The organism is Pseudonocardia sp. DSM 110487 (assembly GCF_019468565.1).
Classification (GTDB): domain Bacteria; phylum Actinomycetota; class Actinomycetes; order Mycobacteriales; family Pseudonocardiaceae; genus Pseudonocardia.
Genome location: NZ_CP080521.1, coordinates 4,716,870 through 4,736,239, shown reverse-complemented (window position 1 = coordinate 4,736,239; position 19,370 = coordinate 4,716,870). Strand labels below are relative to the sequence as shown.

The 19,370-nt window shown below is 73.2% G+C and carries 19 protein-coding genes; 6 read left to right on the top strand and 13 right to left on the bottom strand.

Annotation, left to right across the window (positions count from 1 at the left end):
- Positions 1–103: 103 nt before the first annotated feature.
- Positions 104–394 (top strand): hypothetical protein, encoded by a 291-nt coding sequence (locus K1T35_RS22085; protein WP_220262009.1) that lies wholly within the window; start codon positions 104–106, stop codon positions 392–394.
- A 37-nt stretch (positions 395–431) separates the two neighbouring features.
- Here the strand turns inward: K1T35_RS22085 and K1T35_RS22080 are convergent, their stop codons facing one another.
- Positions 432–1,829 carry an NAD-dependent malic enzyme gene (locus tag K1T35_RS22080; RefSeq protein WP_220262008.1) on the bottom strand — a complete coding sequence of 466 codons (1,398 nt, stop codon included), beginning with the start codon at positions 1,827–1,829 and terminating at the stop codon, positions 432–434.
- Between the two features lie 111 nt (positions 1,830–1,940).
- Here K1T35_RS22080 and K1T35_RS22075 point away from each other — a divergent pair, with 111 nt between their 5' ends.
- The 3 genes from K1T35_RS22075 (at position 1,941) to K1T35_RS22065 (ending at position 5,470) form a co-directional block, all read left to right on the top strand.
- Complete coding sequence (locus tag K1T35_RS22075; RefSeq protein WP_220262007.1) at positions 1,941–2,684, top strand: DUF4328 domain-containing protein; 744 nt, start codon at positions 1,941–1,943, stop codon at positions 2,682–2,684.
- 18 nt (positions 2,685–2,702) lie between these two features.
- The gene (locus tag K1T35_RS22070) at positions 2,703–3,152 is read left to right on the top strand and encodes a hypothetical protein (RefSeq protein ID WP_220262006.1); all 450 of its coding nucleotides are present in this window, start codon (positions 2,703–2,705) and stop codon (positions 3,150–3,152) included.
- 209 nt (positions 3,153–3,361) lie between these two features.
- Positions 3,362–5,470, top strand: a complete 2,109-nt coding sequence (locus K1T35_RS22065) for an elongation factor G-like protein EF-G2 (RefSeq protein ID WP_220262005.1) — start codon at positions 3,362–3,364, stop codon at positions 5,468–5,470.
- On the opposite strand, the gene K1T35_RS22060 is transcribed toward K1T35_RS22065, so the two are convergent.
- Together K1T35_RS22060 and K1T35_RS22055 are read right to left on the bottom strand one after the other, a co-directional pair.
- Positions 5,467–5,775, bottom strand: a complete 309-nt coding sequence (locus K1T35_RS22060; RefSeq protein WP_220262004.1) for an AzlD domain-containing protein — start codon at positions 5,773–5,775, stop codon at positions 5,467–5,469. The two genes, K1T35_RS22065 and K1T35_RS22060, sit on opposite strands and share 4 nt — an antisense overlap.
- A complete protein-coding gene (locus K1T35_RS22055; RefSeq protein WP_220262003.1) occupies positions 5,772–6,479 on the bottom strand; it encodes an AzlC family ABC transporter permease in 708 nt (235 codons plus the stop codon). Before K1T35_RS22055 ends, K1T35_RS22060 begins: the two co-directional genes overlap by 4 nt.
- 54 nt (positions 6,480–6,533) lie before the next feature.
- On the opposite strand from K1T35_RS22055, the gene K1T35_RS22050 reads away from it, so the two are divergent.
- The gene (locus tag K1T35_RS22050) at positions 6,534–7,088 is read left to right on the top strand and encodes a helix-turn-helix domain-containing protein (protein ID WP_220262002.1); all 555 of its coding nucleotides are present in this window, start codon (positions 6,534–6,536) and stop codon (positions 7,086–7,088) included.
- Positions 7,089–7,091: 3 nt separating this feature from the next.
- Here K1T35_RS22050 and K1T35_RS22045 read toward each other — a convergent pair whose 3' ends face one another.
- The 10 genes from K1T35_RS22045 to K1T35_RS22000 all read right to left on the bottom strand — a co-directional run bounded on the left by K1T35_RS22045 (position 7,092) and on the right by K1T35_RS22000 (position 16,767).
- Complete coding sequence (locus K1T35_RS22045; protein ID WP_220262001.1) at positions 7,092–7,301, bottom strand: hypothetical protein; 210 nt, start codon at positions 7,299–7,301, stop codon at positions 7,092–7,094.
- Positions 7,302–7,432: 131 nt separating this feature from the next.
- Positions 7,433–8,287, bottom strand: a complete 855-nt coding sequence (locus K1T35_RS22040; protein WP_220262000.1) for a glycoside hydrolase family 16 protein — start codon at positions 8,285–8,287, stop codon at positions 7,433–7,435.
- Between the two features lie 123 nt (positions 8,288–8,410).
- Positions 8,411–9,304, bottom strand: a complete 894-nt coding sequence (pdxS, locus tag K1T35_RS22035) for a pyridoxal 5'-phosphate synthase lyase subunit PdxS (protein ID WP_220262753.1) — start codon at positions 9,302–9,304, stop codon at positions 8,411–8,413.
- Positions 9,305–9,402: 98 nt separating this feature from the next.
- Positions 9,403–9,972, bottom strand: coding sequence for an NUDIX hydrolase (locus K1T35_RS22030; RefSeq protein WP_255622404.1), 570 nt, complete (start codon positions 9,970–9,972; stop codon positions 9,403–9,405).
- Complete coding sequence (locus K1T35_RS22025) at positions 9,969–11,096, bottom strand: glycosyltransferase family 4 protein (protein ID WP_220262752.1); 1,128 nt, start codon at positions 11,094–11,096, stop codon at positions 9,969–9,971. The genes K1T35_RS22030 and K1T35_RS22025 overlap by 4 nt, the downstream gene beginning before the upstream one ends.
- Positions 11,097–11,110: 14 nt before the next feature.
- Positions 11,111–12,013 carry a phosphatidylinositol mannoside acyltransferase gene (locus K1T35_RS22020; protein ID WP_220261999.1) on the bottom strand — a complete coding sequence of 301 codons (903 nt, stop codon included), beginning with the start codon at positions 12,011–12,013 and terminating at the stop codon, positions 11,111–11,113.
- Positions 12,010–12,654 (bottom strand): phosphatidylinositol phosphate synthase, encoded by a 645-nt coding sequence (pgsA, locus tag K1T35_RS22015; protein ID WP_220261998.1) that lies wholly within the window; start codon positions 12,652–12,654, stop codon positions 12,010–12,012. Before pgsA ends, K1T35_RS22020 begins: the two co-directional genes overlap by 4 nt.
- Positions 12,655–12,717: 63 nt before the next feature.
- Entirely contained in the window at positions 12,718–13,293 is a 576-nt protein-coding gene (locus K1T35_RS22010; protein WP_220261997.1) for an HIT domain-containing protein, read from the bottom strand.
- 21 nt (positions 13,294–13,314) lie between these two features.
- A complete protein-coding gene (gene thrS, locus K1T35_RS22005) occupies positions 13,315–15,366 on the bottom strand; it encodes a threonine--tRNA ligase (protein ID WP_220261996.1) in 2,052 nt (683 codons plus the stop codon).
- Positions 15,367–15,453: 87 nt separating this feature from the next.
- Positions 15,454–16,767 (bottom strand): hypothetical protein, encoded by a 1,314-nt coding sequence (locus tag K1T35_RS22000; RefSeq protein WP_220261995.1) that lies wholly within the window; start codon positions 16,765–16,767, stop codon positions 15,454–15,456.
- A 315-nt stretch (positions 16,768–17,082) separates the two neighbouring features.
- Here K1T35_RS22000 and K1T35_RS21995 point away from each other — a divergent pair, with 315 nt between their 5' ends.
- On the top strand, positions 17,083–19,335 hold the full coding sequence (locus K1T35_RS21995) for a transglycosylase domain-containing protein (RefSeq protein ID WP_255622403.1): 2,253 nt from the start codon (positions 17,083–17,085) through the stop codon (positions 19,333–19,335).
- The last annotated feature ends 35 nt before the right edge of the window (positions 19,336–19,370 follow it).

Here is a 19,370-nt window from a genome sequence, read left to right as displayed (position 1 = left end):
AAGTGGGAGGCCTCACCGCCGCGACGAGCGACCGACCACCTCGCCGACCGATGGTCACCGATATCGTCGGCCCGGACCCGGTGATCACCTCGAAAGGACCGCCATGCGCGACGAAGGCCCGTCTCCGAACCCACGCGGTATGGGCCCGGTGAACCGGTGGTTCCTCGATCGCGTGTTCCTCGCCCCCGGCGGTCTCGCACGCTTCTGCGGCGTGCTGCTGCTGGCCTGCGCAGTGGTGTTCGCCGGCATCGCGGTCGTGGTCCACCTCGATCCGGACAGCCTGGCGAGCGACCGCGAGTTCTTCCCGTTCATCACGGCCTTCTTCGCCGCTCTCGGCCTGCTCTTCATCGCCGTCTGGTTCGTGAAATGGGTGCGCGCACCCCGATCCCGCTGACGATCGGACGAACTCCGCTCGCCCACCACGCCCCGGCTCAGACCGGGGCGACGTCCTTCTTCCGCGTGGCCTCGCGCACGGCTTCGGCCACGGCCGGGGCGACCGAGGAGTCGAACACGCTCGGCACGATGAACGACGGGTTCGGCTCGGAGACGACGTCGGCGATCGCGTGCGCCGCGGCGATCAGCATCGCGTCGGTGATGTCGCGGGCCTGGGCGTCGAGCAGTCCACGGAACACGCCCGGGAATGCGAGGACGTTGTTGATCTGGTTCGGGTAGTCCGACCGGCCAGTGGCGACGACGGCGGCGTGCGCGGTGGCGATGGCGGGGTCGATCTCCGGATCCGGGTTGGCCAGCGCGAACACGATCGCGTCGCGGGCCATCGTCTGCAGCTCTTCCGCGCCGAACAGGTTGGGCGCCGAGACCCCGATGAACACGTCGGCGCCGACGAGCGCGTCGGCGAGGGATCCGCTGAGCCCTTGCGCGTTCGTGTGCTCGGCGATCCAACGCAGGTTGTCGTCGAGGCCCGCACGGTCGCGGTGGACGATCCCCTCGATGTCGACGGCCACCACGTCGCCGGGCCCGCCGTTCGACTGCAGCAGGCGGATGATCGCCGAGCCGGCCGCGCCGACGCCGCACACGACCACCTTGCAGGCGCCGATCTCCTTGCCGACCACGCGCAGCGCGTTGCGCAGCGCACCGAGCACCACCACCGCGGTGCCGTGCTGGTCGTCGTGGAACACGGGGATGTCGAGCATCTCCCGCAGCCGCGCCTCGATCTCGAAGCAGCGCGGGGCGGCGATGTCCTCGAGGTTGATGCCGCCGTAGGCCGGGGCGAGGATCTGGACCGTCCGGATGATCTCCTCGGTGTCCTGGGTGTCGAGGCAGACCGGCCAGGCGTCCACCCCGGCGAACCGTTTGAACAGCGCCGCCTTGCCCTCCATCACCGGCATCGCGGCGGCCGCGCCGAGGTTGCCCAGCCCGAGCACCGCGGACCCGTCGGTGACCACGGCGACGGTGTTGCGCTTGATCGTGAGCCGGCGCGCGTCGGCCGGGTTGGCCGCGATCGCCTGGCAGACCCGGGCGACGCCGGGCGTGTAGGCGCGCGAGAGGTCGTCGCGGTTGCGGAGGCTGACCTTCGACTGCACCTCCAGCTTCCCGCCCAGATGCAGGAGGAACGTGCGGTCGGAGACCTTGCGCACCCGCACGCCGGGCAGCGACTCGAGCGCGTCGGTGATCTCCTCGGCGTGCGCCTCGTTCAGCGCGTTGCAGCTGATGTCGACGACGAGCGTGGCGGTGTGGGACTCGACCACGTCGAAGGCGGTGACGACGCCGCCGACGCGGCCGACCGCCATCGTGAGGTCGCCCGCGGCACTGGCCGAGGCGGGTACCTCGACCCGTGCGGTGATGGCGTATCCGGGACCGGGAACTGGCACCTGCGCACCCTATCTGCGCAGGTCTGATGTGACCCCCGCCACAGCACCCAACTGGATCGCTGCGGCCCAGGTCGTCCCCGGTGTCCCGCCGCCGCCCCTTCGGAGGTACCGATGACCGCCGTTCCGCCGCCCGTCGAACCCGCACCGATCGTCGTTCCCGCTCGGCCGCGCCCGATCAACGGGCTGGGTGCCGCCACCGGTGCACTCCTCGTAGCCTGTGCCCTGCTGTTCGCGCTGTTTCTCATCGACGACTGGTCGAACTACCGGCTGCTCTCCGACCACGTCAGCGGGCGGATCACCGACGATGCGTTCTGGGAGCAGTACTCCTCCGGGTTCGGGTCCCTCATGCTCACGCTGCTGATGCTTCCGTTGATCATCGCATCGAGCGTCACCTGGCTCGTCTGGGTTCACCGGGCCCGCACCAACGCGGGCATCCTGTCCCCTCAGTACCGCTTCCGGTACTCCCCCGGTTTCTCCGTGGGCGGCATGGTCGTGCCGTTCGCGAACTACTGGTGGTTCCGGCCGATCCTCGAGGACATCTGCATCGGCAGCAGCCCGCACCGCCCGGCTGACGACACCGTGCGCCTGGTCCGGACGTGTTGGGGGATCTCGATCGGAGCCACGCTCGTGTCGATCTTCACCCAGCCCCTGTTCTCGTTCCACGTGCTCACCTACACGCCCGATGGCCGACTCGTCGACGGTGGCGCGGACGCGGTGCATGGGTTCTTCGGGGTCGCGCTGTACAACACCCTGCTCGCGGTCGTGTTCACCCCGACCGTCGCCCTGCTCGTCATGATCATCCGCCGGGTCAGCCGGCAGCAGACCGAGCTCCTGTCCCCGGCGCAGCCGGCCTGACCGGGAAGGACGATCAGAATGACTCAGAACGCGGCCACTCAGGACACGACCACGAGCACGAGCCCTCGCGCTCCGCAGCTGACCGCTGCCCTGCTCTGCTCCGGGTTCGCCACGCTCGTCCTCACCGCGCTGGCCCTCTTCATCGCAGGCCTCGGGATCTACGCACTGCAGTCCCCCTCGGCCGCCGACCGTGGGATCGCCACCGCGTCCCTGCTGATCGCCGTCGTCCTGCTGGCGCCGCCCGTCGTGCTGATGTGGGTCGCGCTCGGCCGGCTCGCGACCCGGCCGCCGCACGGCGCCCGGCTCATGATCGGCTGCCTGAGCGCGGTGGGCGGGTTCATCCTGATGGTGGCGCTTCCGGTGCTGTCCGTCGCCGGGACCGTCGCGGTGCGCGGCGCGGTGATCGGCATCGGACTGGCGTTCGTCGGCGTTGCCCTGCTGGTCGCCTCGGCCACCCGCTCGACCTAACCTGCGTTGCCCTGCGCCGCCCGCTCCGGACGAGGCCGACCCTCGTCCGGAGCGGGCTCTCGCAGGTCAGCGCCGCATTCGTCGGCGCAGCCGTCCTGGTCGCCCGGGCGGCGCGAACGGGCCGCTCCGCACCGCAGGGGTTGTGACCAGTGGAGCAGGGGTGTGTGATGGCGGGCACGTCACACGCAGCGTCGCGGAGGTGGTCCTCGATGGCGGTCAGAGCAGAGGCCGGGCAGCGCGCAGGGAGCCGTGGGACGGCCCCCACCGTCAGCGATCCGTCCCGGGTGCGCAACGCGGTCCTCGTCGGACCGTCCGGTTCCGGGAAGACGACGCTGGTGGAGGCGCTGCTCGCGCACGCCGGCGAGATCCCGCGGGCGGGCACCGTGCTGGACGGCACCACTGTGTGCGACCACGACCCGGCCGCCGTCCGCCAGCAACGCTCCGTCGCCCTGTCCGTCGCTCCCCTCTTCCACACGGACACCAAGATCAACCTGATCGACACGCCGGGATACGGCGACTTCGTCGGTGAGCTGCGCGCCGGGCTGCGCGCCGCCGACGCCGCGCTCTTCGTCGTGCCGGCCAACGCTGGCCGCGAGGGCCCCATCGACCCCACGATCGTCGCCCAGTGGGAGGAGTGCGCCGCGGTGGGCATGCCCCGCGCGGTCGTCATCGCCCGCTGCGACAACCCGCGCGCCGACATCGAGTCCACCATCGCCGCCTGCCAGGACGCGTTCGGCAGCGGAGTCGCGCCGCTCTACCTGCCGCTGCGCGACGGCGACAGCCTCACCGGGCTCTACGGGCTGCTCTCCCAGACCCCGGCCGGGCATGCCCCGCCCGGCGCCGAGGACGCGCGGGCCGCGCTGATCGAGGGCATCATCGAGCAGTCCGAGGACGAGACGCTCATGGACCGCTACCTCGGTGGCGAGGACATCGAGGTCACCACGCTCATCGACGACCTGGAGACCGCGGTGGCGCGCGGCACGTTCCACCCCGTGATCCCGGTCTGCGCCGCGTCCGGCACGGGTCTCGACGCCCTCCTCGAGGTGCTGGTCGGCGGGTTCCCGTCACCGCTGGAGCACCCGCTGCCCCGCGTCACCGGCATCGACGGGGTCGAGCACCCGCCGCTCGCCGCCGACCCGCAGGGCCCGCTCGCCGCGGAGGTGGTGCGGACGTCGGCGGACGCCTACGTCGGCAGGGTGTCGCTCGTGCGGGTGTTCTCCGGAACGCTGCGCCCCGAATCCACGGTGCACGTGAGCGGGCACCCGACCGGCATCCCGACGCAACGCACCGGCGAGGTGGACGGGCACGACGCCGACGAGAAGCTCGCCCACGTCTACGGGCCGCTCGGCGCCACCCTGCGCGAGGTCGACGCCTGCATCGCGGGCGACATCTGCGCGCTCACGAAGCTGGGCAGCGCCGAGACGGGCGACACCGTGTCGGCCGCCGACCACCCGCTGCTGCTCTCGTGCTGGGACCTGCCGAAACCGCTGCTCCCGGTCGCGATCACGGCCCGCACGCGCGGCGACGAGGACGCGATGGTCAAGACCCTCGCCAAGATCGTGGCCGCCGACCCGACCCTGCGCCTGGAACGCAACCAGGAGACCCACCAGACCGTGCTGTGGTGCATGGGCGAGGCCCACGCCGACGTCGTGCTCTCCCGGTTGCGGGCCGGTGGTGCCGAGGTCGACACCGAGCCGGTCCGCGTCCCGCTGCGCACCACCCTCGCCAAGCAGGCGAAGGTCACGGGCCGGCACGTCAAGCAGTCCGGCGGGCACGGGCAGTACGCCGTCTGCCACGTCGAGTTCGAGCCGCTCCCTCGCGGTTCGGGTATCGAGTTCGTCGACAAGATCTTCGGCGGGGCGGTCCCGAACCAGTTCATCCCGAGCGTCGAGAAGGGGATCAGGGCGCAGGCCGAGCGCGGGCTCACCGACGACCACCACCCGGTGGTCGACTTCCGCGCGAGGCTCGTGGACGGCAAGGCGCACAGCGTCGACTCCTCTGACGCCGCGTTCCAGACCGCGGGCGCCCTCGCGCTGCGGGAAGCCGCGCAGGCGTGCGGCGTGGTGACGCTCGAGCCCTACGACGAGGTGGCGATCCGGGTGCCCGACGAGCACCTGGGGTCCGTGCTCGGCGATCTGTCCGGCCGGCGCGGGCGTGTGATGGGCACCGACGTCGCCGGCCTCGGCCGCACCGTCGTACAGGCCGAGGTGCCGAGCATCGAGCTGTTGCGGTACGCGGTGGACCTGCGCGCCCTCACCGCGGGCGCGGCGACGTTCACGCGCCGGTTCGCCCGCTACGACGTCGCACCGGGCTCCTAGGGCACGCCCAGCATCCGCAGGCCCGCCGTCGTGCCGGCGGCGAGCACCACGACCAGCACGAACGGCACGCGTCGCCACGCCGCAACGGCGCCGACGAGCACGCCGGCGGGCCGCGCCCAGCCCGCGAACCCGCCGTCGGCGGTGAGCGTTGCCGTGGCGACGAGTGCCACCAGCAGTGCGGTGGCGCCCAGGTCGAGGTAGCGCTCGACGCGCTCGGGCACCGTGAGCCGGTCGCGCAGGACGATGCCGACCAGCCGCAGCAGGTAGGTGCCGACGCCGAGCGTCAGAACGGCGGACCAGGTCACGATGCCTCCTCCTTCCCCGCCGGCGCCGTCGTGGCCGCGAACAGGCCGAGCAGCCCGACGATCACCGGCACCCCCGCCGGCAGGAACGGGGTGGCCGCGAGCGCCACGACCGCGGCGGCGACCCCGACGCGGCGGGCGTCGGCCCGGCGCAGCGCGGGCAGCAGCATGGCGAGCAGCGCCGCTGGGAACGCCGCGTCGATGCCGAAGGCATCCGGGTCCGGGATCGCGGAGCCGACCAGCCTGCCCACGACGGCGCCGGTGTTCCAGCAGACGAACAGCAGGATCCCGCAGGCCCAGTACGCGGCACGGGCGCGCGGCCCGCTCCCCCGCGACCGGGAGAACGCGACCGACTCGTCGATGAGCAGGTGCGCCCCGAGCAGCCGGGCCGGCCACCGGTCGGCGATGTTGCCGCCGATCGCCAGCCCGAACGGCACGTGCCGCGCGTTCATCAGCAGCCCGGCGACCACGGCGGCGAACAGGTTGCCCCCGGCCGCCACCACGGCCACCACCAGGAACTGCGACGCTCCGGCGAACACCACCACCGAGAGCGCGACCATCAGGACGAACGGGACCCCCGCGGTGCCGGCCAGCGCGCCGAACGAGGCGCCGACCATGGCGATCGCGGCCGCCAGCGCGAGCGCATCCCGGAGATCATCGGCATGCAGTGCCGTATCCCGGCACACTGTTCGGTAGAGCGAACGCATGACCACTAGAGTGAACGCAACGACGCCCGTTCGTCAAGCCGAACAAGGAGTCCGATGGACCGAACAGGCCCGCTCTCCGTCATCGCGGCATCGCTACGCAGGGAGCGCGAGCGGCACGGCATCTCGCTCACCGAGCTCGCCCGCCGCGCCGGCATCGCGAAGTCGACGCTCTCCCAGCTGGAGGCGGGTACCGGCAACCCGAGCGTGGAGACTCTGTGGGCGCTCGCGGTGGTGCTCGACGTCCCGTTCAGCAGGCTGGTCGACCCGCCGGCCGCCCCGGTGCAGGTCCTGCGCGCGGGCGAGGGGATGGCGATCCCGTCCGAGCACGCCCCGTTCAGCGGCACCCTGCTCGCCGCCTGCCCGCCGGGCGCGCGCCGCGACCTGCACGTCATCGCGGGTGAACCGGGGCCGCAGCGGGCCGCGGACAGCCACATTCCCGGCACCACCGAGCACATGATCGTCACGTCCGGGCGGTGGCGCGCCGGGCCCGTCGGCGGCGAGGTGGAGCTCGGCGTCGGCGACTACGCCCGCTTCCCGGGCGACCGCCCGCACACCTACGAGGCCCTCACCCCGGGCTGCTCCGCGGTGCTGGTGATGGAGTACGTCTGACGGTCACGCGATCGGCGGGGCAGTCTGGTCGCCCAGGAGGGACCGGACCTCCTCGATCGCCGGATCGTCGCGCTCGACGCAGATCCGGTACGCCTCCCGCCACACGTCGACCGCCTCCCCCCGCGCACCGGCCGCGGACAGCTCGCGAGGAGGGTTGGCGCGTCCGGTGGTCGAGTAGGGACGGCGCCCAGCGCCGGCCCGTATCGAGACCACGAGCCCCGAGGCGGCTGTGTCTGTGGTCTCGATACGCGTCAACCCTGGCGGGCCGCCGCTACTCGACCACCGGGAGCTGGGGCGCCGGCGCCCCACTCGACCTGCGGGTAGCCGCCTATTCGCGCAGCCTCTCAGCGGCCCGACGGCGCACGCTGGGACGACAGCAGCGTGCCCGCGTCCGGAGCGCCTTCCGTCTGCGCCGGACCGCCCTCCCCGCCCGTCGGGTACGGGTACTGCTTCACCCAGTCGACGAGCATGTGCGACTCCTGCACCTCGCCCTTGGCGTCACCGGGGAACCAGTCGAGCTGGACGCACAGGTGCATGGCGCGTGGCGGCAGGATGTCGGTGTTGTCGGTGCGCCACCACTCCTTGCCGTCCACGAACGCGGCCACGTGGGTTGGCGCCCATTCGACGGCCCAGTTGTGCCACTGGGTGGCGTCGATGTTGACCTCGCCCGCGACCTGGTCGTTGTCCTTGCCGTAGTGCAGGAAGATGTTGGTGCTCTGGCGGGTGTGATCCATCATCTCCATGAAGTCGATCTCGCCGCCCACCGGGAAGTCCTCGGCGTCGGGCCAAAGCAGCAGCAGGGCGTTGTAGGTCTCGTCGCTCGCGGGCGCCTTGACCCTGCCCTCCCAGCGGCCGTAGCGCTGCCCCGGCTCCCATCCCATTCCCGCGGTGTCGCCCTTCGGGCTCCCGGTGATCGTCATGATCCCGTCGGCGAAGCTCAGCGCCGAGGGCGTACGGCGCCCCTTGTCCGCGTGGCCGGGGCCGTCGTAGACGTTCCAGCTGTCGTCGAGCGGCCCGTTGAACTCCTCGACACGGCCAGGATCGCCCCAGCCGTGCAGCGCGGCGGCGCTCGTCTCGTGGCCCGCCGACACCCCTGGAGCGGCGGGCGGCGGCGCTGGTTGCGGGGACGCTCCGGCCGTCGAAGCGCTCCCGAGAACAACCGTCCCGACGATGGCCGTGATGGTCAGAGATCGCCTCATCCGTCTCCCCCGCACCTCGAGTCACAACTCGGACACGGCGGACACTAAGCAGCGATCACTACTCGGGCTGGCCGGATCACCTCACCGGGGGGTGAACTCGACCGGATCGAGCGAAGGGTCAGGTCACCAGCCGCGCGTGGCGTAGCGCTGGTCCTCGGGGATCTCCGAGACGTTGATGCCGACCATCGCCTCTCCGAGCCCGCGGGAGACCTTGGCGATCACGTCGGGGTCGTCGTGGAACGTGGTGGCCTTGACGATGGCCTCCGCCCGCTTGGCCGGGTCGCCGGACTTGAAGATGCCGGAGCCGACGAACACGCCCTCCGCGCCGAGCTGCATCATCATCGCGGCGTCGGCGGGGGTGGCGATGCCGCCCGCGGTGAACAGCACGACCGGCAGCTTGCCCGCCTTGGCGACCTCGGCCACCAGCTCGTACGGCGCCCGCAGCTCCTTCGCGGCGACGTACAGCTCGGCCTCGTCGAGCGCGGCGAGCTTGCGGATCTCCGAGCGGATCGAGCGCATGTGGCGGGTGGCCTCGACCACGTTGCCGGTGCCGGCCTCTCCCTTGGAGCGGATCATGGCCGCGCCCTCCGAGATGCGGCGCAGCGCCTCGCCGAGGTTGGTGGCGCCGCACACGAACGGCACGGTGAACGCCCACTTGTCGATGTGGTGGGCCTCGTCGGCCGGGGTGAGCACCTCGGACTCGTCGACGTAGTCGACGCCGAGCGACTGCAGGACCCGCGCCTCGACGAAGTGGCCGATGCGGGCCTTGGCCATCACCGGGATCGAGACGGCGCCGATGATGCCCTCGATCATGTCGGGGTCACTCATCCGCGCCACCCCACCCTGGGCACGGATGTCGGCGGGCACCCGCTCGAGGGCCATGACCGCGACGGCGCCGGCGTCCTCGGCGATCTTCGCCTGCTCCGCGGTGACGACGTCCATGATCACGCCGCCCTTGAGCATCTCCGCCATCCCGCGCTTGACGCGCGCGGTGCCCAGCTCCCCCGAAGAGCGCAGCGCGGCGTCGGTGCGCGCGGTGGGGTCGGTGGTGGGCGTCTCGGGCGAGGACACGGCGGCTACCTCTCGGTTCTGCTGGCGGTTCACCCGATGGTACGTCAGGCCGGAGGCGCGACCGGAGGGCGTGCGGGGGCTGCCACGGCCCTCGTGCCGGTGGTCACACCCGCCTCGGCGTCGGCGATCTCGAAGTAGTCCGGCATCGGCGCCGTCCCCGCGAGGTGCAGCCAGCGCACCAGCCGCCGCGAGCGCAGCTCCCGGGTGTCGCGGACGGCGTCGTTGTACACGTGCCGGGCGAGGATCAGCAGCTGCTCGGCGTCGACGAGCTGATCGAGCACGGCGCCAGGGACGCCGGTGCGGCGCACGGCTGACAGCTCGCGGCCGAGCACGTTCTCCGCGCCTTCGCGGTCCCCGTCGGCCGGCGCCGCGCGGGTGCGGGCAACCGCGGCACGCACGCCCGCGGCCCGGTCCACGCCACGCGTCTCGAGCGCCGCCGCCAATGCCAGCGCCGCATCGGCCCGGCGCTCGAGGGCCGCCTCGAGGCCCGCCCTCGCCCCGTCCGTGCGCACGTGGAGCCGGTCCAGCCGCCGGATCCGCGAAGCGACCAGCGTGGTGAGCCCCGCAAGGACCAGGACGGCGACGGCGACGAGTACCCAGATCACGGCACTCACCGGACGCTCGCCGCCCGGCGCGGATCGGCCGCGATGGCCGTCCGGTAGACCCGCAGGACCGCCGCGGTGACGGCCGGCCAGCCGAAGTGACCGGCCCGCACGCGGCCCGCGGCCGAAAGCGCCGTCCGGCGGGCCGGATCGTCGAGGAGCTCCCCGAGCCGGTCGGCGAGGGCGGCGGCGTCCCCGGCCGGGAACAGCACGCCCGCGGGCTCGTCCTCCCCCAGCACGGCGCGAAAGGCGTCGAGGTCGCTCGCCAGCACCGGCGCGCCTGCGGCGAGCGCCTCGGTGAGCACGATGCCGAAGCTCTCCCCGCCGGTGTTGGGCGCGCAGAACACGTCCACCGACCGGAGCGCGGCGGCCTTGGTGGCGTCGTCGACGGGGCCCAGCACGTCGAGCCGGTCGGCCACGGGGCCCGCGACACGGCGCAGCGCGTCAGCGTCCCCGTTGCCCATCACCAGCACCCGCAGGTCGGGACGGGTGGGGGCGAGCCTGCGCACGGCGTCCAGCAGCACCGGCATGCCCTTGCGGGGTTCGTCGAACCGGCCGAGGAACCCGACGGTGCCCGGCCGCGGGTATCCCGGCAGTGCCGGGCCCACGGCGAACGCCTCGACGTCGACGCCGTTGGGGATCTCGACGGCGTCTCCCCCGAGGTGCTCGACCTGCACCCGGCGGGCGTGCGGCGACACCGCGATCCGCGCGGTGACCTTCTCCATGAGCGGCCGCAGCACCCCGCCGAACGCGGCGAGCGTGCGCGACCTCTCGATCGAGGTGTGGAACGTCACGACGATCGGCCCCTCCGCGGCGAGCAGCGCCAGTACCGAGACGCTCACGGTGGTGGGTTCGTGCAGGTGCAGCACGTCGAACGTGTGCTCGGCGAGCCAGCGCCGGACCCGCGCGTAGGTGAGCGGGCCGAACGTCACCCGCGCCACCGAGCCGTTGTAGGGCACCCCCACCGAGCGCCCGGCGGGCGTGACGAACCGCGGCACCGGCGTGCCGTCGGCGGCGGGCGCCAGCAGGCTCACCGTGTGCCCGAGCCGCTCCAGCTCGACCGCCAGGCCCACGACGTGCGCCTGCACGCCGCCGGGGACGTCGAGCGAGTAGGGGCAGACGATGCCCACCCGCAGCCCGGCGGGGGGATTCACCGCTTCTCCATGTCGGCGGTCCACAGCGGCTGCAGCGCATGCCAGTCCCGCGGCGCCCGCGCGATGAGGTAGGCGAACGCGTCGGCGATCGCCTGCGTGGCCTTCGCCACCGACTCCGGCGTTCGGTCGACCGGCACCGGGTCGGCGATCGGCACCACCCAGCCGTCGGGGCTGAAGTGCGGGTAGGCCGGCATGAGCACCGCACCCGTGAGGGCCGCGAGCCGCGCGGGCCCGGCCGGGAACCGGGCGGGCTCATCGAAGAACGAGACCTCGATCCCGGAGCCCGTGAGATCCCGGTCGGCGACGAGGCACACCACGCCGCCGGCCCGCAGCCGCCGGGTGAGAGCCCGGTGGGCGGTGATGCCGGCCTCGGCGGCCACCACCTCGAACCCGAGCGCCTCCCGGTAGGCGAGGAACCGCCGGTAGAGCGACTCCGGGCGCAGCCGCTGCGCCATCGTGGTGAACACGGGCTCGTGGCCGAGCCTGCGCAGCGTCTCCACCACCCAGACGCCCGCGGCGTCCCAGTTGCCGCTGTGCGGCACCGCGAACACCACGCCGCGGCCCTCCCGCAGTGCCGCGTAGAACGGCTCCGTGCCGCTCATCCCGCGGTCCATCAGGGCGTGCACGGCCTGGGCGTCCCCCGGCCGCAGCCGGAACATCTCGCACCAGTACCGGGCGTAGCTGCGCAGGCCGTCGCGCACCAGCGCATCCAGCTCGGCGGGCGAGGCCTGCGGCACGACGCGCGCGAGGTTGCGGCGCAGCCCCGCGGCCGGCCCGCCGCCGGCCAGGGCCGCGAGGTCGGCCGCGAGCCGGAACCCGCGCGCGGTGACGCCGGCCGGGAGGATCCCCGCCAGCCGCCACGCCAGCGCGTACCGCATGTCGGCCAGCTTTTCGCTCATGGGCTCGCGGCCTGGTCGGGTGGGACGGGACCGGCCTCCGCGTCCCGGGCGCTGCGGTAGACCGCAACGATCCGCTGCCCGACGGTCCACACCGACGCCGCCGAGAGCAGCCACAGCGCGACGTGCAGCGCGTACGGCACGCCGAGCCCGTGCAGCCCGGTGCCGACCAGCGCGATGATGAGCCGCTCCGCGCGCTCGACGAGGCCGCCGTCGGCCGACAGCCCCGCCCCCTCGGCCCGCGCCTTGATGTAGGACACGAGCTGGCCGGACACGAGGCACAGCAGCGCGGCCACGCCGAGGACCCGCTCCTCCCCCGCGCCGAGGCACCACCAGGTGAGCCCGGCGAAGAGGGCGCCGTCGGCGACGCGGTCGCACGTGGAGTCGAGCACGGCGCCGAACGGTGTGCTGTAGCCGCGGGCACGGGCCATGGCGCCGTCGACGAGGTCGAGCAGCACGAACAGCGTGACCACGACGGCGCCGACGAACAGCTCGTCCCGCGGGAGGAACCACAGCGCAGCGGCCACCGAGCCGACCGTGCCGACCACCGTGACCACGTCGGGCGCGATCCCCCGCGCGACCAGCCAACGGCCGACGGGCTCGGTCACGCGGTTGACCTGCACGCGGGCGAAGACGTTGAGCATGGACTCCTGCTTGATCGCCGGGCCGCCGGCCGCCGCCTCTACTCGGCGCGCCGACAATCAAGCCTACTGCTGCTCCCCCGATGGCCGATCCGCAGCCGCGCCGCGCGCGGGCCAGGCCTCAGCCAGCAATGACCGGGTCTCCGACAGCAGCTGCGGGATCACCTTCGTCTGCCCGATCACGGCGATGAAGTTGGCGTCACCGCCCCAGCGCGGCACGACGTGCTGGTGCAGGTGCTCGGCGAGCGAGCCGCCCGCGACCGTGCCCAGGTTGAGACCGACGTTGAACGCGTGCGGTGCCGCCACCCGTTTCATGGCGCGCACCGCGGCCTGCGTGAACGTCATGAGCTCGCTCGCCTCGGCAGGCTCGAGGTCCTCCAGCTCCGCGACGTGCCGGTACGGCAGCACCATCAGGTGCCCCGGGTTGTACGGGTGCAGGTTCAGCACCGCGTACACGGTGTCGCCGCGGGCCACGACGAGCCCCTCCTCGTCGGACAGCTTGGGGATGCGGCAGAACGGGCAGCCCTCCGCACCGGCCTCCTTGATGTAGGCCAGCCGGTGCGGGGTCCAGAGCCTGCGGAACCCGTCGGGCGTGCCGATGCCGTCCCGCGCCTCGTACGCCGGCTCGCCCGCCTCACTCATGCGCCGATCCTAGGGAGCCGGTCAGGGTGCTGCGGCGAAGACGTCCGCGTTCGGCGAGACGTTCGTGCGGCTGCGGATCCAGTCGGCCACGGTCGCGACGGCGTCAGCCGTCGGGATCCCGTTGAGCTGGGTGCCGTCGCGGAACCGGAAGCTCACCGCCCCCGCCTCGGCGTCGCGCCCGCCGACGAGCAGCAGGAACGGCACCTTCTGCATCGTGTGGGTGCGGATCTTCTTCTGCATCCGGTCGTCGCTCGCGTCCACCTCGACCCGGATCCCGTGGGACTTCAGCTGCCGGGCGACGTCCTCGACGTAGGGCACCTGCTCGTCGGTGACCGGGATGGCCACCACCTGTACCGGGGCGAGCCATGCCGGGAACGCGCCCGCGTAGTGCTCGGTGAGCACGCCGAAGAACCGCTCGATGGAGCCGAACAGCGCCCGGTGGATCATGACCGGCCGCTTCCGCGACCCGTCCGCCGCGGTGTACTCGAGCTCGAACCGGTCCGGCAGCATCAGGTCGACCTGGATGGTGGACAGCTGCCAGCTGCGTCCGATCGCGTCCTTCGCCTGAACGCTGATCTTCGGTGCGTAGAAGGCGGCGCCGCCGGGGTCGAGCACCAGGTCCAGCCCGCTGGCCTCGGCGGCCGTGCGCAGGGCGTCGGTAGCACGCTCCCAGTCCTCGTCGTTGCCGATCGACTTCTCCGGGTTCCTCGTCGAGAGCTCGAGGTAGAAGTCATCCATGCCGTAGTCGCGCAGCAGGTCGAGCACGAACTGCAGCAGCGAGCGGATCTCGCCCTGCATCTGCTCCTCGGTGCAGTAGATGTGGGCGTCGTCCTGGGTGAACCCGCGTGCCCGGGTGAGCCCGTGCACCACGCCCGACTTCTCGTACCGGTACACGCTGCCGAACTCGAACATGCGCAGCGGCAGCTCGCGGTAGGACCGCCCACGCGCCTGGAAGATCAGGTTGTGCATCGGGCAGTTCATCGGCTTCAGGTAGTAGTCCTGGCCGGGCTTGCGCACGGTGCCGTCGGCCGCCCGCTCCTCGTCGAGGTGCATCCCCGGGTACATGCCCTCGCGGTACCAGGACAGGTGCCCCGAGGTCTCGAACAGCTGCCCCTTGGTGATGTGCGGGGTGTTGACGAACTCGTAGCCCGCCTCCTCGTGGCGCCGCCGCGAGTAGTCCTCCAGCTCCTTGCGGATCACCCCGCCCTTGGGGTGGAACACCGGCAGGCCCGACCCGATCTCGTCGGGGAAGGAGAACAGGTCCAGCTCCGCACCCAGGCGGCGGTGGTCGCGGCGCTCGGCCTCCGCCAGCCGCTCCAGGTGCGCGTCGAGGGCCTCCTGGCTCTCCCACGCGGTGCCGTAGATGCGCTGCAGCTGCGGGTTCTTCTCGTTCCCGCGCCAGTACGCCGCAGCGGTGCGCATCAGCTTGAACGCCGGGATGAACCGGGTGGTGGGCACGTGCGGGCCCCGGCACAGATCGGACCAGACGGTCTCCCCGGTGTGGGCGTGCACGTTGTCGTAGATCGTGAGCTCGCCGGACGCGTCGACCTCGACGACGTCATCCTCCGGAGCGCCCTTGAGGTCGATCAGCTCCAGCTTGTACGGCTCCTCGGCGAGCTCCTTGCGGGCATCGTCGCGCGAGTCGAAGCGGCGGCGGGAGAACCGCTGGCCGGCCTTGATGATCTTCTTCATGGCCGACTCGAGCTTGCTCAGGTCGTCGGGGGTGAACGGCTGCTCGACGTCGAAGTCGTAGTAGAAGCCGTCGGTGATGGGCGGGCCGATGCCCAGCTTCGCCTCCGGGCGCAGCTGCTGCACGGCCTGCGCGAGCACGTGCGCGGCCGAGTGCCGGATGACGCTGCGCCCCTCGTCGGTGTCGGCGCCGACCGCCTCCACCTCCACGTCGGACTCCGGCGCCCATGCGAGGTCGCGCAGCTGCCCGCCCGCGTCGCGCACGACGACAACGGCGGTGGGCCCGGTGGTGGGGAGGCCCACCTCCCGTATCGCGGCGCCGGCCGTCGTCCCGGCCGGCACCCGGACAGGGGCGGACGCGGGACGGGATGCGGGCGCGGACACGGGAGACCTCCACGGGTTTCGGGCTCGGGCGCGAACCGCCCGAGATCCGTCGATGCTAGTGCCAGCGAGCCAGCCGGTTGCCGGGCACTAGCTCATGCGGCGCAGCTGGGCGAGCAAGCGTCCCATCGTGTCGACGTCCGATGCCCACGGCTGCCGCAGCACCGGCGGCGTCGCCAGCGCGCGCCCGGAAGGGCCGGGCGGCACCGCGGCGGCCGGCCTGCGCCGCGGCAGCGCCGTCACGGGCGGGAGCGCGAGCACGGCGAGTGCACCCGTCGCGGTGACCGGCGAGCCACCGTCGACGGCGACGAGCGCGGGAACCCGGCCGTCCGGGCCGGGCCCGATGGCCGGCCGGGGCAACGGAACCGGCGGCGGATCCTGCAGCCGCTCGGGTCGGGGTTGCGGGGAAGGCCGGGGACCCGACTGGGGACCCGACCGCGGACCCAACTGCGGAACCGAACGCGGAATCGAGCGCGGAATCGGCTGGGATCCCGATCGCTGTGGCGGCAAGGGGCGCCCCTGCGCCGCCGCGTTCGCCGGTGGCCCCTGGAGGGCCCGCCGGGGCTGCGGCTGGTGCGTGGCGGGCGCACCGGGCGGCGGCGCGGGTGCGGGTCCGGGCGGGGCCGCAACCGCGCCGCGCTGGTCGGCCGGTCGGGGTCCGGCGGGGCGGCGAGTCGGCGACGGCGCGGCAGGAGACGGCGCGGCAGGAGACGGCGCGGCAGGAGACGGCGCGGCAGGAGACGGCGCGGCAGGAGACGGCGCGGCGGGGAACGGCGCGACCTGCGACGGGGCCGGGAGGGAGTACGGCCAGACGTTGGCGTCTGAAGGGCGCGGGCGGGCGGCGTGGCGGGCGGACGGTGCCCCGGTCGCCGGGCGCGGCCGGGGCGTCGGGCCGGACACCTGCGCCGCAGGGCGAGCGGCGCCGCCGCGAGCCGGTCCGTCCGTGCCTGCGGGCTCGGACGCGGCGGCGGAGGCAGCGCGCCACGCGGCCACGGCGGCACGCAGCAGGCCCTCGGCGGCCAGCCCGCGCCGCGCGGCGCCGATGTCCCCGCGGGCCGGGTCGAGGCGCACGTGCAGCACCACCCCGTCGCACTCGCGGAGCACGTGTACGGTGCGGCCGAGCGTCACGACGACGTCCTCCAGCCATTCACCTCGGCCCCTGCCGACGGCATTGGCGGCGCGCGCGAGCTGCACGAGCGCGTGGACGTCGTCGCCGTCGGCGAGGCCGACCTCGGCGAGCACGTCGCCCCGCGCGCCGTCGACGGCGTGGACGGCCTGCGCGCCTGCGGACCGCAGGAGTCCGGTGAGCTGAGGCTCGAGTGGTGGCGGTTCGGGCGGTGGAGCAGGCGGAGGATCGGGCGGCACCGCCTCGGGGGCGTGGGGGTCGCGGGGAGCGGGGAGCATCCACGCAGCATCCCGCGACGGCGTGGAGCAACCGACGTCCACCCGCTCGGCGGCCCCGCCACTGCGCCGACCGGCACGCAGCCGTCCGACGGACGTGCGGTAACGGAGCGTGCACGAACCGACCCCTCGAACCCGGTCGATATCACTCTCCGCACGCCCATCGGGTGATGTCGCCTCCGCCGCCACACCGCCCGCACGGGAGCGCCCGTTGGACCCCACGTTCTCCCCGCGGCCGGGGCGGGGAGTGCCGGTCAGGGAGGTGGACGCGTGCACGGAGCCCACCCGAGGCGCTCCACCCGATTGACGGGACCGGGCGTGCGCCGCACTGGGCTGCCGGTCCAGCGGTCGCGGCGGGACACCCACCCGTCGAGGGTCGCCTGGTGGCAACCGCCGAAACCGCAGCGCAACCGGCCGCAGCGCGCCGGGGCGCCGGGCCAGGCCGGGGAGGACACCGCCCGGCACCGCGCACCGGACGCCACGGACGTGCTGCCCGTCGTCGACGCGCCCGCCCGCGCGAGTCGGAGCTCGCCGAGCGCCCGCCGGGTCCGGCTCCTGCGGCGGGCGGTGCTCGCGACCGCGGCGGCGATCGTGCTGGGGCCGGTCGTCGCCTTCGTCACCGGCTATCTGCTCTTCTCGGTCCCCAACCCGGACGATGCGGTGAACAACCAGGTCGCGGAGGTCTCGTTCGCCGACGGGAGCCCGCTCACCCGCCTCGTGCCCGAGGAGGGCAACCGGACCAAGGTGCCGCTCGACCAGGTGCCGATGCACGTGCGCCACGCCGTCCTGTCAGCGGAGGACCGCTCGTTCTACTCCAACCCCGGCTTCGATCTCACCGGCATCATGCGGGCGGCCTGGAACCAGCTGCGCGGCGGCGAAGGCGGCGGCTCGACGATCACGCAGCAGTTCGTCAAGAAGGCGCTCGTCGGTGACGAGCAGACGCTGTGGCGCAAGTACAAGGAGGTCATCCTCGCGGTCAAGATCTCCCAGGAGCGCACGAAGGACGAGATCCTCTCCGACTACCTGAACACGATCTACTTCGGCCGCGGCGCCTACGGCATCCAGTCCGCCGCCCAGGCCTACTTCGACAGAGGGGTCCAGGACCTCGCCCCTGCCGAGGGCGCGCTGCTCGCCGGGCTGATCCAGTCGCCGTCCCGATGGGACCCCGCGGTGAGCCCCGAGCGAGCCGTCGAGCGGTGGACCTTCGTGCTCGACGGGATGGTCTCGCAGGGCTGGCTCACCCCCGCCGACCGCGCGGCCGCCCACTTCCCGCAGACGGACGCGCGCCGCTCGCTCGCCCGCGGCGTGCCGACCGACAGCCGCGGCCACATCGTCAGCGCCGTGACCGCCGAGCTGGAGGACCTCGGGTTCACCGAGCAGGACGTCGCCCAGGAGGGCCTGCGGATCACCACGACGGTGGATCCGCGCCACCAGCAGCAGGTGGTCGAGTCCGCCCACGACGCGCTCGACGGGCAACCGGTGAACCTGCGCAGCGCGGTGGTGGCGATCGATCCGCGCACCGGGGGCGTGCTCGCCTACTACGGCGGCGACAACGGGCTGGGCCTGGACTACGCGCAGGTACGCAAGCTCGCCGGGTCGACGTTCAAGCCGTTCGTGGTGCTCGCGGGGCTGATGCGCAACCCACCGGTCGGCCTCGGCGAGGTCTTCGACGGCCGGGAGATACCCGGCCTGCGCAACGCGGGCGGCGCCGACTGCGACGAGTGCGACCTCAAACAGGCCATGACGGTGTCCAACAACGTCGTCTTCCACGCCCTCGCCAAGGAGGTCGGGCCCGAGTCCGTCGCCGCGGCGGCCCGCACCGCCGGGATCACCGCACCCCTCGACAACGCGACCGAGGGCATCGCGCTCGGCAACAAGGAGGTGTCGACGCTCGAGCTGGCCTCGGCGTACGCGACGATCGCGGCCGGCGGGGTCTGGCGCCAGCCGCACCTCGTGTCGTCCGTCGTCACCGCCGACGACCGGGTGCTCTACCAGGCCGCCACCGACGGCGAGCGGCGCTTCCCGGAGCGGGTGGCGCGCAACGTGGTCGAGGCCATGCTCGGAGTCGCCGAGCACGACCGGCTGGGCCTGCCGCGGGGGCGCCCCGTTGCGGCGAAGACCGGCACCGTCCAGTCCCGGTTCGAGGGCGAGAACAACGATGCGTGGATGGCGGGTTTCACGCCGTCGCTCGCCACCGCGGTGTGGATGGGCACCGACATGAACTCACCCATCCGCACCGCACGCGGCCGCCCGATCCAGGGCAGCAGCCTGCCGGGCGACGTGTGGCAGGACGTCATGTCCGATGCACTCGCCGGCTCCCCGGTCGAGGACTTCCCGCCGTTCCGGCCCATCGGCCAACCTCCGTCACCGCTGGGCCCGAACGAGGAGCCGCCACCCTCGTCCGAGCCGCTGCCCCCGCCGCTGGAACCGCCCCCAGGCGCTGCGGCCGGGCCGCCGCCGGACGGGCCCGACGTCACTCCCGACGATCCCGAGCGGCCGGGGATCCTCGGGGACCCTGGCGTGGACCACCCCACCGACGACGAGGACTGTTCCGTGACTCCTTGCGGATGACGACGGCGGCGCCTTCGCCGACTACCGTGGTCGAC

Bases quoted from the DNA above. Each gene is read 5' to 3' on its own strand.
- K1T35_RS22040 (WP_220262000.1), bottom strand. From the start codon at position 8,287: ATGAGGCGATCTCTGACCATCACGGCCATCGTCGGGACGGTTGTTCTC.
- K1T35_RS22070 (WP_220262006.1), top strand. From the start codon at position 2,703: ATGACTCAGAACGCGGCCACTCAGGACACGACCACGAGCACGAGCCCT.
- K1T35_RS22075 (WP_220262007.1), top strand. From the start codon at position 1,941: ATGACCGCCGTTCCGCCGCCCGTCGAACCCGCACCGATCGTCGTTCCC.
- K1T35_RS22065 (WP_220262005.1), top strand. From the start codon at position 3,362: ATGGCGGTCAGAGCAGAGGCCGGGCAGCGCGCAGGGAGCCGTGGGACG.
- K1T35_RS22055 (WP_220262003.1), bottom strand. From the start codon at position 6,479: ATGCGTTCGCTCTACCGAACAGTGTGCCGGGATACGGCACTGCATGCC.
- K1T35_RS22050 (WP_220262002.1), top strand. From the start codon at position 6,534: ATGGACCGAACAGGCCCGCTCTCCGTCATCGCGGCATCGCTACGCAGG.
- pgsA (WP_220261998.1), bottom strand. From the start codon at position 12,654: ATGCTCAACGTCTTCGCCCGCGTGCAGGTCAACCGCGTGACCGAGCCC.
- K1T35_RS22020 (WP_220261999.1), bottom strand. From the start codon at position 12,013: ATGAGCGAAAAGCTGGCCGACATGCGGTACGCGCTGGCGTGGCGGCTG.
- K1T35_RS22000 (WP_220261995.1), bottom strand. From the start codon at position 16,767: ATGCTCCCCGCTCCCCGCGACCCCCACGCCCCCGAGGCGGTGCCGCCC.
- K1T35_RS22010 (WP_220261997.1), bottom strand. From the start codon at position 13,293: ATGAGTGAGGCGGGCGAGCCGGCGTACGAGGCGCGGGACGGCATCGGC.
- K1T35_RS22085 (WP_220262009.1), top strand. From the start codon at position 104: ATGCGCGACGAAGGCCCGTCTCCGAACCCACGCGGTATGGGCCCGGTG.